The sequence below is a fragment of the Flavobacterium tructae genome, from assembly GCF_002217475.1.
Lineage (GTDB): Bacteria > Bacteroidota > Bacteroidia > Flavobacteriales > Flavobacteriaceae > Flavobacterium > Flavobacterium tructae.
The window spans coordinates 163,763-178,074 of sequence record NZ_MUHH01000018.1; the positions used below are offsets into that span (position 1 = coordinate 163,763).

Below are 14,312 nucleotides of genomic sequence, written 5' to 3' on the forward strand. Positions count from 1 at the left end.
CTCCCCAAAACAAAGACTACTATCCATTTATTTTCTTAAATAATTCATCTTATGGCATCAGATTTATATTTAAAATTAAAAGAACAAAACATTCACATTGACGTAAAAGACGAGAATCTTGACATTAAGGCTCCTGCAGGTGCATTGACTCCCGATATTATTGACGAGATTAAAAGAAACAAAGCCGATTTAATTCGTTTTATTAATCAATACAAATACGACAAAGCAGTTGCCATTCCGAAAGCTGCTATAAGCCCTGATGCAAAATATGCCCTGTCTTCCTCACAGTTACGACTTTGGATTTTAAGTCAGTCCGAAAAAGGAAATGTGGCGTATAATTCGGTTGGAGGATATATTTTTGAAGGAGTACTGGATCAAAATACGTTAAATGAATCTCTGAAGGAAATCGTATCAAGACATGAGAGTCTGAGAACTGTTTTTGAAGAAGACGGTAACGGAGGAGCAAATCAGATTGTTAAAGGAATAGAAGCAATCGATTTTTCAATTGAACATGCGGATTTACAAAACGTTTCAAATGCCGATGAAGTTTTAAAAGAACAGGTTGCCAAAGAGGCTTTAATTCCTTTTCACTTATCAAAAGGACCGCTTTTTAAAACGAAGCTTTACCAGTTAGCACAGAACAAATGGGCTTTCATTTATACCATACATCACATTATTGTGGATGCTTTGTCAATGAATATTTTCATTGCCGAAATACTGGAACTCTACAATTCTAAAAAGCAAAACAGAGCTAATGCATTAAATGCGTTAAGAATACAATATAAAGATTACGCCAGTTGGGAAAATGAACAGCTTACCGGTAAAAAATACGAAGAGTTAAAAAATTATTGGCTCGATCAGTTTCAGGGAGAGTTGCCGGTTCTTACGATGCCGGTGGATAAAAAAAGACCAATTCTGCAAACATTCAATGGCGGAACAGTAGAAAAAAGAATCGACGCCAAATTATCAGAAGACCTTGAAAAACTGATAAGAGAAAACGGTGCCACCATGTTTATGGGATTAACCGCCGTAATTAATACGTTATTATACAAATTCTCTACTCAGGAAGATATCATTATCGGAACCCCGGTTTCCGGAAGAGAAGACGAAGATCTGCAAAACCAGATAGGGTATTATGGAAACACGCTGGCCATTCGAATGCAGTTTAAAAAAGAAAATACTTTTTTAGAATTATTAGAATACACCAAGAAACAGGTAGTAGGTGCCTATGAGCATCAAATGTTTCCTTTTGCCACACTCGTGAAAGAGCTAAACTTAAAAAGAGACCCGAGCAGAAATCCGCTTTTTGACGTTCAGGTGATCTACGGAGAAAATGACAATTCTAAAAAAAGCGAAAGTTTGGAAGGCTTGCAGGTTTGGGAATATGAATTTGAAGAAAAATTAAAAACCAGCCGTTTTGATATGGTTTTCAGTTTCTACAAAGACGGAAATCATTTAGTGCAGAACATTCAGTACAATACGGATGTTTTTTCAGAAAAAATAGTACATCAGATTGCAGACCATGTTTCGGTTATCATGAATTCTATTGTAAAGAATCCAAAGGAACAAATTTATAAATTGGAACACATCGGAGAACAGCAAAAAGAAGCACTTCTGCAACTTTCTAAAGGTGATGTCCTGGCGTATGACCAAAGCAAAACAATACTCGATTTATTTAAAGAGCAAGTACAGGAAAAACCCGAAGCTATAGCAGTGGCTTTCAAAAATAAAAAAATCACCTATAAAGCGCTGGACGAAGAATCGAACAGATTAGCCAATTATTTGTTAGCCAATCACACCCTCAAAAAGAACGATTTTATAGGATTAATGATTGATAATTCTGAAAATGTATTGGTCTGCATTCTGGGAATTTTAAAAACAGGAAGTGCTTATGTGCCGATCGATCCGGAATATCCAAAACAAAGAATTCAGCATATTATTGAGGACAGTGGATTAAACGTTCTGCTCACGCAATCCGATTATCTTTTTGACCTTGACTTTTATACAGGAGAGTTTTTTGCCACAGACATTCAAATGGATTCGATTGCGGCCGAAAGTACTGTATTCGGGGCACAAGTGAATCCTGCTGATGCGGCTTACATAATTTATACCTCGGGTTCTACAGGTAATGCAAAAGGAGTCGTTATCAATCACGAAAATTTAATGTTTTCTACTATCGCAAGACTGGAGACTTATCCTGATGCAGCGGCATTTTTATTGCTGTCTTCGATTTCATTTGACAGTTCTGTTGCCGGAATTTTCGGGACAATTACGGCAGGAGCTAAATTGGTTTTTGCCCCTAAAATCAGAGTTTCGGATGTCGATACTATAATAGATATTCTGGTAGAAGAAGAGGTTTCTCACTTACTTACCGTTCCCTCTTACTATCAGCTATTGCTTAACCAGTTAGGAGAGCATCCAAATAATTTAAAAACAGTAATCGTAGCAGGGGAAGAATGTACCAAACAACTGGTTGATCTGCACCAGAAGGTGACTACACTAAAAAACTGTAAACTTTTTAATGAATACGGACCTACAGAATGTACCGTTTGGGCCAGTTATTATGTGTATGAACCGGCTGTGGAATTTATCCCTTCTATCGGAAAACCAATAGCCAACAGCTCGGTTTATATTCTGAATGATAACAATGAATTGTCCATTGACGGTCTGATTGGAGAAATTCATATTGCCGGTAAAGGGCTTTCAGGCGGTTACTGGAATAATCCGGAGCTTTCCAAAGAAAAGTTTGTCGATAATCCGTTTGAAATTGGAACAAAAATGTACAAGACAGGAGATTTGGCCAAGAGATTTTCAGATGGTAATATTGAGTTTTTAGGTAGAAAAGACAATCAAATCAAGATAAGAGGAAATCGTCTGGAATTAGGCGAAATCGAAAATGCGCTCTTGAATTTTAAAGGTATTGACGGAGCAGTTGTTACCTACAGTGAAGGTACTTTGGTAGGGCATATACTAACCGACATTGTAATAAATATTGACAATCTTAAAAAGCACCTGAAAGAACAATTACCAATATACGCAGTACCAACAAGCTATACGCAGTCCAATGAATTTCCGTTATTGCCGAATGGTAAAGTAGACAAAAAGGCCTTAGTCGTTTTAGCCAATAAACATACCTTAAAGGGAGACTCGTATGTACCGCCTTCTAATGAAACAGAAGCTGCTTTGGTACATGTATTTCAGCAAATTCTGCAAAAAGAAAGCATAGGTACAGAAGATGATTTTTTTGCATTGGGAGGAGATTCGATAAAAGCCATACAAATTATCTCCAAATTGAAACAGCTTGGTTTTGTATTAACAGTACAGGATGTTATGCAATTTACTGCCATACAGGAATTAGCACTTCATGTAAAACTGGCAAAGCAGGAGATCGATCAAAATGCAGTAGAAGGAACCATTCCGCTTACGCCAATTCAGAAATATTTCTTTGAGGTGACTTCACAGCATAAAAATCATTTTAACCAATCGATCTTATTAAAATCATCGAAGTCTTTGTCTGAAGAAGGATTGACAAAGATTTTTCAAAAGCTTACCGTACAGCATGATGTTTTAAGAGCGGTATTTAAAGAGGAAGGCAACGAATGGATTCAGGAAATCAAAAATGATGGATTTGAATTCCAACTGCACGTTCAATCCAATGTTACTGCTTCTGAATTTGAGACCATTTGCGATGGGTATCAATCTTCTTTCGACTTAGAAAAAGGCCCCTTGTTTAAAGCAGTTTTGTTCAAAAGAGAAGATACTGATTATTTGTTGCTGCTTTCTCATCACCTGGTGATTGACGGTGTTTCCTGGAGAATTATTTTAGAAGATTTAATGACTTTATACGGGCAGTACGAAGCAGGAGCAGCATTAGAATTACCTCTAAAAACACATTCTTTAAAATACTGGCAGGAAAAACAACTGGAATACGCCAATTCAATGACCATGATGGAAGAAGAAGTGTATTGGTCTTCTATAAACGAAGCAACACAGTTCAGCACTTCCGAACTCCCAAAAGATTTTGATTATGAAGGCAATAATTTTTATAAAGATTTTGAGACAAAAGTATTTCAACTCGATCCAAGCTTTACCGAAAAATTATTGACAGAAGCATACAAAGCTTATAAAACCAATATAAACGATGTTTTAATAGCAGGTTTATCGCTTGCAATTGGTAAAAATTTTGATATCGATAAGGTAGCGATTCAGCTCGAGGGTCACGGAAGAGAAGATATCAACTCAGAGATAGATATCACCAGAACGGTGGGGTGGTTTACCACGATATATCCCGTACTCATCACTCTTAAAAAGAAACAGGATAACATTGGTCAATTAGTAGAAGTAAAAGAAACGCTGCATCGAATTCCAAACAAAGGCATTGGATTCGGGATTTTGAAATACTTAAAAGATTGCGAATTAAATGTAAAAGCAGATGTTTCCTTTAACTACCTGGGTGATTTTGATTTAGGAAAATCAAACCAAGAAGATCAAATTTTTCAGTTCGCAGATATTCCAAAAGGAAGAGAAATCGCAGCGAATACCGAAAGAACGGGAACACTCGATGTATCGGGAATTTTAGTCAATGGCCAGTTGCAGATTATGCTTTCATTTAATACCAACTATTTCAGAAATGAAACCATAGAAAACTTAAAAGAAGCATATAAATACGAATTGGAATCTTTGATTTCCAGTCTTTCCGAAGAAAAAGAAACCCATTTAACCCCAGTCGATTTTACCTATAAAGGTTTGGACCTGAGCAGTCTGGAAGAATTAAACAAAATGCTGTAACCGTACTACTAAAAAGCTATGAAAATTAAAGATATATACCCGTTAACACCATTGCAGGAAGGAATTTATTTCCATTGGAAACTTTCTAAATCCATGTATTTTGAGCAGTCATCTTATAAAATACAAGCTGAATTGGATCTCAATTATCTTAAAGAAAGTTACGATCAGCTGATTGCAAGACATGATGTGCTCAGAACTTGTTTTCGGGATAATGTAGGTGAAGATCTTTTGCAGATTGTTCAAAACGAAGTGCCTTCCAACTTTACTTTTCTGGACATTACCGGAAATACAAGCGAGACCATAGCCTCAGTAAAAGAGCAGGATATTGCAAAAAGCTTTGATCTGACTGTAGGTTCACAGATGCGTCTTACCGTTGTAAAAACGAGTGAAAACCAGTATGAATTAATTTGGAGCCATCATCACATTATCATGGACGGCTGGTGTATTGGTATTTTGATTGGTGAATTTTTTACGCTTTATGAAGGTTTGCTTCAAGGGAAAAGAAACATTTTGCCTAAAGCAACTTCCTATTCAGACTATGTGAAATGGTTGATGAAAAATGACAAAGAAAAATCTTTGCAATACTGGAATCATTATCTGGAAGATTTTCAGGGCTTAAGTACGTTACCTTTTCCAAAACAGCATACAGAAACCTTTAGTCCGGGAGAAATTTTTTATACCATTAGCGGAGGTTTAAGAGAAAAACTGGCTGTTTTGTGTCAGGAGAATAGTAGTACTGAAAATGTCTTTTTTCAGACGATTTGGGGAATTTTATTAGCCAAATACAACAATACAAATGATGTGGTTTTTGGTGGAGTAGTATCAGGAAGACCTGCAGAAATTCATGATGTTGCCAATATTATCGGACTTTTTATCAATACCATTCCGGTAAGGATTTCCTTTGACGATAAGACTACCGTAAAGCAAATCTTATTGCAGACACAAGAGCAGGCCATACAAAGTTTGCCTTATCATTATCAGGCCATTAGTGACATACAGCGTAGCGTAAACAACGGTCAGTCGTTGTTTGATCATATCATTGTTTTTGAAAATTATGGGACTGCCGAAGTGATAGCCGAAAGTGAAAAAACAAATATAAAATTGTTAGAAGCGGCATCTTATGAGGGAGAAAACTATGATTTTTCACTGGCAATTGTACCAGGAAAAGACATCAGTATCCGTTTTACTTTTAACGACAAAAAATATGATGAAAGTGATATTACAGCGCTTAAAAATCATTTTGAACAAGTCGTAAATACTATAGCAGAAAACTTTGATATTCCGGTTTCTGAAATAGAACTTTTGCAAGAATCAGAAAAAGAAGCCGTGTTGTCTTTGTCCGGTCATGACATGCTGAAAGAAGCTTCTGCAGAATACAATTTGGTGGAGTTATTTGAAAATGTAGTGCAGGAGAATCGGGATCAGATTGCATTAGTTTATGGGGAAGAGCAGTACAGCTTTACCGGGTTAAATGGAATTGCAGATCAGTTTGCAGACTTTCTTATTTCAGAATATAAAGTACAGCCCGGAGATTTTATTGCCATGCAGCTGGATCGAAATGACTGGCTGGTTATTGCGCTGTTGGGAATCTTAAAAGCCGGTGCAGTATACGTTCCGCTGCATATTAATTTACCACAGGACAGAGTAGATTATATATTGGAAGATAGTAACAGTTCGATTATTATTGATGAGGATTTTATCAATCGTTTCAAAGTACATCCTAAAGCAAATACGACGATCTCAAAGGTCAAAATTTCACCATCCGATTTAGCCTATCTTATTTATACTTCAGGGTCGACGGGAAAACCGAAAGGAGTGCTTGTCGAGCATAGAAACATTTGTGCTTTGCTGGTCAATACAAAAAACAGTTTTGTCATTTCTCAAAAGCCCGTACTGCCTTTGCTGGCCTCCAATTCGTTTGATATTTTTCTTTTTGAATTGTTTCATCCCCTGTTGGCAGGAGGAAAAGTAGTGATGGTATCCAATGATGAAATAAAAGACATGGAGGATCTTTCAAAAATTCTCAGACAAACCAATAGTTTTCATGCCGTACCAACGCTGATGCGAGCGGTTATTGATCATATAAAAACGAGCAATACCCAGCAATCCTATCCCCATATAGAATCGATTTTTATAGGAGGAGATAAAGTACCTGTCGGGATTCTCGAAGAAATAAGAGAAGTATTTACCAATGCAGTCATAAACGTACTGTACGGTCCAACCGAAGGATCTATTTTTATCACCTCTGAAAGTTATTTGCCTAACGTTAAACAATTTCCAAATGCAGTAATAGGGCAAAGTAACGCCTATAATGCAACTTATGTACTGGATGAACATTTAAAACTATGTCCGATTTACAGTATAGGAGAATTGTGTATTTCCGGAAATCAGGTAACAAGAGGCTATCTGAACCAAGAAGAAATAACAGCCGAAAAATTTGTCGTAAACCCTTTTAAGACCGATGAAAAGCTCTACAGAACAGGCGATATGGTCAAAAGACTTCCAAACGGCAAAATAGAATTTGTCGGACGTAAAGACAATCAGGTTAAAGTAAGAGGATACAGAATTGAATTAGAGGAAATAGAAAATGCTCTATTGTCAAATGAATATGTAGATTTTACCATTGCCAAAACAATTACAGTCTCAGGCGGCGAGAAAGAAATTGTAGTCTATTTAAAGGCCACAAAACAAATGGATGCACAAGAGCTGGTACATTTTCTGAAAGGAATATTGCCTTCTTTTATGATTCCCGATTATTACGTACAACTAGAGGAGATTCCGTTAACGGTAAATGGAAAAGTAGATGCTAAAAAACTACCAAATCCTTTGGATACCAATGCCGTAAGGAAAGCAGATTACGTTAAGCCTGTAACGGAGACCGAAATAAAACTAACCGAAATATGGCAGCGCATTCTGGACCGAAAAGCGGTTGGAATTCAGGACAACTTCTTCCATTTAGGCGGACATAGTTTAAAAATGATCAAGCTGTCCAATCAGATTTTTGTGAATTTCGGCATGCACCTCAACATAAAAGAAATATATATACATCCTACTATAGAAGAACAGGCTGCCTATATTGATCGTTCTTTAAACCGCTACACCCTAACAATTCCACAGGCAGCAATAGCACCAAGTTATCCTTTGTCCTCTTCTCAGTATCGAATGTATAATATATGTTCTATAGACGCTCAGGTAAATAAAGCTTACAATATTAGAATAATAGATATTAAAAATGAAGCTGTAAACCTGGAATTTTTTACCAGAGCAGTATACGATTTAATAGAGCGACATGAAATCTTAAGAACCGCTTTTGTTACCAATGAAAATGGTGAACCGGGACAAACCATCATCCCGATCGAAAAAACCGAACCTTTAAAAATTCAATATTTGGATTTGCGTAACAGCGAAACCTTAGAAAAGGATTTACAAAAAGCGCTTATCGAAACAGCTGATGTCTCTTTTAATTTAGAAACGCCTCCTTTGATGAAAGCTGCATTGATAAGCGTTAAAGAAGATAAATGGATCATTAGTATTCTTTTTCATCATATCATTTTTGACGGATGGTCAACCGATGTTTTTGTAAAAGAACTGTACGCCTTATATGAAAAGTACAGCAAAAACAGCGCAATTACTTTACCGCCTTTAGCCATACAGTTCAAGGATTATGCAGCCTGGGAGCAAAGTACTATTAAAAGTGAAGCAATTGAAGCAGATAAAAAGTACTGGCTGAAACAATTTGAAGGCAATCTGCCAATAGTAAGTGAATTGGGAGATCAAAAAAGACCCAACATCAAAACACATAACGGCGCAGTACGATCAAAAGTTCTGGAAGGCAGTATTTTGAAAGGCCTAAACAGCTTATGCGAGAACGAAGAAGTTTCGCGTTTCATGGTCTTTTTAGCCGTAACCAATATTTTAATCTATAAAAATACCGGAGATCAGGATATCATTACAGGAAGTCCAATTGTAAATCGCGACTATCCGGAATTGTTTGATCAGATTGGTTTTTATGCCAATACCATTCCGTTGCGAACCCATTTAAATGAAAGCGCTTCGTTTACAGCAACTTTAAAACAAGTAAAAGAGAATGTAATTAAAGCCAAAGAACATCAAAAATTTCCGCTTGATGAGTTAATTAAACTTTTAGACATTAAATACGATGCCGGCAGAAATCCATTGTTTGATATCATCGTTACCGCCAGAGAAGAAAACAATCAGACATCAGATTTAGAGTCATATGATGCAATTATTGATGCTGTAGGAAATGGAATCTCTGCCAAATTTGATTTGACTTTCGATTTTTTAGTGACCGATTCGACACTTACCCTAACATTAGAATACAACACTGATATATTCTCTTCAGAAAAAATCACGGCATTGCTTAACCATTTAGAGCAGATATTAGTACAGGTTACCCAAAACGGAGACCAAAAAATAAGTGCGATCGATTGTCTGACAGCAGCAGAGAAAAAACATTTACTGGAAGAATTAAACGGTCATCAAACCGAGTATCCGAAAGATTCATCGATTATCGAATTGTTTGAAAAGCAGGTCGCTCTGACACCCGAAAAAACAGCTCTGGTATACAAAAAACAAAAGTACACCTATCACGAACTCAATAATGTTGCCAATCAGCTGGCCAATTATTTAGAAGAAAATTACAAAGTAACAGGAGAATTGGCAGCTATTTATTTGCCAAAAAATGAATGGCAGATCATAAGCATTTTAGCCTTGTTAAAATCGGGTTGTGCTTACGTACCCATTTCGGCCGATTATCCGCAGGAACGAATCAGTTACATCATTAAAGATGCGAATGCCGAATGCCTGATTGCGGTGGATCTAATCGAAGATTTTGTACAATCACAGGCTAATTATTCGTCTAAGTTTGAAAGTATTTATGCGAAAGCAAACGATCTGGCCTATGTCATGTACACCTCCGGTTCTACCGGAGAGCCAAAAGGCGTTTTAATAGAACAGCAAAGCGTTGTCAGGCTAGTTAAAAATAACAATTTCATACACCTTACCGGAGAAGAAGTATTACTGGCTACAGGAGCTTTTTCGTTTGATGCCAGTACTTTCGAGTATTGGGGAATGCTTTTAAACGGAGGAACTCTGGTCATTTGCGACGAGAATACGCTACTGTCTGTAAGAGGGATGAACGAGGTTGTTGCAAACGAAAAAGTCACTATGATGTGGTTTACCGCAGGCTGGTTGCATCAGTTAGTAGACGAAAACCTAATCTTATTCAAAAACTTAAAAACAATACTATGCGGAGGAGATGTTTTATCTCCACATCATATTACGAAACTGAAAAGTACTTATCCTGAATTAGTAGTCGTCAATGGATATGGGCCTACCGAAAACACAACATTTTCGATAACCCATACCATTGACTTACCAATAAAAACATCCGTTTCGATAGGTGTTCCGATAAGTAATAGTACCGTTTATATTATGGATAAAAACCATCAGCTGGTACCTAAAGGAGTCATTGGTGAAATCTGTGTAGGAGGTGACGGTCTGGCAAGAGGTTATCTGAACAATGCCGAACTGACCCATTCAAAGTTTATAACAAACCCTTATAAAACAGAGGAAAGACTCTACAAAACGGGTGATTTAGGCAGGTGGACCCATAACGATACAATTGAGTTTGTGGGAAGAAAAGATAATCAGGTAAAATTACGAGGTTACCGAATCGAACTCGGAGAAATTGAAAATACCTTATGTACCCACAAATTAATATTTTCATCATTGGTGGTCATAACAGACGGTACAGCAGCAGAAAAAAAATTAATTGCCTATTTGGTTACCGATGAAGATCTTGAAAGTAACACTTTAAAAAACTGGCTCAGAACCCAATTGCCAAAATACATGATCCCAAATCATTTTGTCTTTTTACGAGAGTTTCCGTTAAACATCAACGGAAAAGTGGACAGAGCTAAACTTCCTGAAATTACCGAGCTGGAAACAGAACGTGCAGCCTATACGGAACCCGTGACACCTACTGAAAAAACACTGGCAAAAATATGGGAAGCTGTTTTAGAAATAGAAAAAATAGGACTCGCAGATAACTTCTTTGATCTGGGCGGACACAGTTTAAAAGCTGTAAAAATGTTCCACCTTATCAACAATCAGTTAGAGGTGAAACTTACCATATCTGATTTGTTCAACAATCCAACCATAGAGAGTCTGGCGAACGAAATTGACAATGTCATTTGGGCCAATAACGAAGAACTGGAAGATGTCGAAAGCGAAAACATCACCATCTGATGCAATAAAAAACAAAAACAATAAAACCTAAAGCCCCCTTAAAATCGAACCGTATTTAATCTATGAAAATAAAAGAAATATATGCACTGAATCCTCTACAGGAAGGAATTTTTTTTCGCTGGCAAATATCAGAAAATGAATATTTTGAACAATCCTGTTACCACATCTATGGGAAAGTTGAGGTTGAGTTATTACAGAAAACATTTGATTTTTTGGTGTCAAGACACGATACATTAAGAACCTGTTTTAACAACACTACCGTAAATGATATTTTGCAAGTGGTATTGGACAGTGTTCCTTCCGGTTTTTATTACCGGGACGAGAGCGCCAATGAAAACTTTTCTTTAGAGAATTTTAAAAAATCAGACAGAGATAAAGGATTTAATCTTTATAAAGGCTCACAAATAAGATTAACTGTTATTAAGCTGCAGGAAAATGTATTTGAGTTTATCTGGAGTTACCATCACATTATTTTAGATGGCTGGAGTATCGAACTCTTAATAAAAGATTTTTTTTACGCCTACAAATGTTTATTGGCAGGTCAGGAGATTAAGCTATCCGCACCGCCAAGTTATTCAGCCTACAGCAAGTGGCTGATGGAACTCGATAAAAAAAGTATAGCGGCTTATTGGGAGGAATATCTTTCCGGATTTGAAACTAATACCGGAATACCATTTTTTAACCCCGACAATCAAAATCGTCAGGAAACGGAAGTTAAAGTACTTCATACGCTATCCGAAAAAAATAAAGGGACTGTTACAGCACTCTGCCGGGAATTAGGAATTACCGAAAATATCTTTTTTCAAACCATTTGGGGAATACTGCTTGCCAAATACAATGATACCGATGATGTTGTTTTTGGGAGTGTAGTGTCAGGCAGACCTTCAGAAGTAGATCGAATAGAGGAAATGTTGGGGCTCTTTATTAATACGATTCCCGTAAGGATAAAATTTAATGCAGAAGAAACGATAAAGAATATCCTGATTGATACCCAAAAAGAAGCCATAAGAAGTATTCCAAATCATTATATTCAATTGGCAGAAATACAATCCAATAGTAATCTCGGACAGCAGTTGTTTGATACTTTGGTGGTTTATGAAAATTATCCTTCACAGGAATATGCAGAAGATGAGTTGATTAATTCGGCTCAGGACACTTTAGAAGTAGTGGCGGTAGAAGCCTTTGAAAAAACAAATTATAATTTTTCACTGGCCATAGTTCCGGGGATTAATACCGTGTTAAGGTTTACCTATAATGCTCAAAAATACAGTTCGGAATTTATAGAAAACTTAAAAAAATGTTTTGAGTACCTCTACCTTCAGGTTCTGGAAAATCCCGACAGTTTATTTTCTGAGATTGATTTAGTTGCGGGAGAAGAAAGAAACAAATTATTTTTTGATTTCAACAGAGAGACTTTTGATATTACAGCAAACCATACGATCATTGGTTGTTTTTCTAAACAAGTCTTAAAAAATCCAAATAAAACGGCTGTAAAGTATAAGGAAGAATCTCTTAGTTATCAGGAATTAGATGAAAAAAGTAATAAACTGGCACATTTTCTCATTCAGAATTATGATATAAAAGAGCACGATTTTGTTGCAGTCGCATTAGAAAGATCAGAGATGTTAATCGTAACGATTTTGGCCATTTTTAAATTGGGTGCCGTTTATGTTCCAATTGACATTCATTTTCCGGAAGAAAGAAAAAAAATCATAACAGAAAGCAGTCAATGTGTAGTAGTAGTCAATGAAGATACGATCAAAGAATTTGAAAACTCTACTCAGAATGACACTGCGATAAACAGAGAAATAGAACTTTCTCAAATTGCTTATGCGATCTATACCTCGGGGTCTACAGGAAAGCCCAAGGGAGTGATGGTAACACATCGCAATTTCAGTGTGCTTTTGACCAATTGCAGAAAAAAATTCGGAACAGACAGTAAGACACATTTTCCGGTTTTAGCTTCAAATTCTTTTGATATTTTTTTCTTCGAAGTTTTTTATCCTTTAACGATAGGGGGAACCATCACGATATTAAATTCTGAGACCATACAAGATCTTGCGCTTTTGAGCAAAGAAATTGAAAAGGTCAATGGCTTCCACGCCGTACCGGTTTTAATGAGACAGTTATTGGATTATAGTATTGATTTTGACGTGGCAGATCGTTTCTCACAGGTCACAAAAATATTTATGGGAGGAGAAGTTTCTTCAAACGAAACCTTGGAAGATTTGTCAAAGATATTCCCTAATGCTTCTCTTCATGTACTGTACGGACCTACCGAGGGAACCATTTTTATAGCAGGACAAACTTATTTGCAGAAACAAAAAAGTTACAATCCGCAACTCATAGGGATACCTAACAAAGGTTCGAAAATATACCTGCTGGATACCGCAAATAATCTGGTGCCAATAGGAGTTCCGGGAGAAATTTGTATTGCCGGGGAGCAAGTTGCAAACGGATATGTAAATGATGGAGGCATTGGAAGAGAGGTTTTTATGACTGATTTTTTTTCCAGAAAGAAACTCTATAAAACAGGCGATTTAGCCCGCTGGCATTTTAATGGAGTAATTGAATTCATTGGCCGAAAAGACAGTCAGATTAAATTAAACGGGTATCGCATCGAACTTGGTGAAATTGAAACGGCACTTCAGGAACAGGAAACCATCAAAAAGGCCATAGTTTTAGTGGACAACCAAAAAGTAGATCAGAAAAGAATCGTTGCTTTTTATACCGGAGCCGAAGAACTGGACGAAAAGTCATTAAAAAAACAGCTGCAGCAAAAATTGCCGTCGTATATGATTCCTTCAAAGATAATTTGGGTGGAAACCTTTCCCGTTTTGATCAATGGAAAAACAAATGTGAAAGCCTTATTGACTTTAGGGCAGCAAACCAGCAAAAGCGAACAGTATACTTTGCCTAAAACCGAGTTGGAAGCCAAAATACTAAACATCTGGAAAGCGATCCTGTGTAATGAAAATATTGGCATACAGGACAACTTTTTCGAAATAGGAGGTAATTCTATTTCCCTTATGAAAATGGTACGGCTCATCAACAAAGAATTGGATATAAATTTAAAAGTACTCAATGCATTTAAGTTTAGCAACATTGAGGCACTTACCCATCATATTACGCAAGATGTAGAGCCAGGTCTTGAGCTAGTAGACGAAAAAAATTCCAAATCGGTTGACATCGCCAATCAGACCCTGTCAATTTTAAAAAAGAAGCAGCAAACAAATTAAGAAGTATCTCAATAA

3 protein-coding genes are annotated in these 14,312 nt (G+C 36.7%); all 3 read left to right on the forward strand.

Annotated features, from left to right (window positions below; translation table 11 throughout):
• Positions 1 to 51: 51 nt before the first annotated feature.
• The 3 genes from B0A80_RS08595 to B0A80_RS08605 all read left to right on the forward strand — a co-directional run bounded on the left by B0A80_RS08595 (position 52) and on the right by B0A80_RS08605 (position 14,297).
• The gene (locus tag B0A80_RS08595) at positions 52 to 4,788 is read left to right on the forward strand and encodes a non-ribosomal peptide synthetase (RefSeq protein ID WP_089077017.1); all 4,737 of its coding nucleotides are present in this window, start codon (positions 52 to 54) and stop codon (positions 4,786 to 4,788) included.
• Positions 4,789 to 4,806: 18 nt separating this feature from the next.
• On the forward strand, positions 4,807 to 11,058 hold the full coding sequence (locus B0A80_RS08600; protein WP_089077018.1) for a non-ribosomal peptide synthetase: 6,252 nt from the start codon (positions 4,807 to 4,809) through the stop codon (positions 11,056 to 11,058).
• A gap of 62 nt (positions 11,059 to 11,120) precedes the next feature.
• A complete protein-coding gene (locus B0A80_RS08605; protein ID WP_089077019.1) occupies positions 11,121 to 14,297 on the forward strand; it encodes a non-ribosomal peptide synthetase in 3,177 nt (1,058 codons plus the stop codon).
• The last annotated feature ends 15 nt before the right edge of the window (positions 14,298 to 14,312 follow it).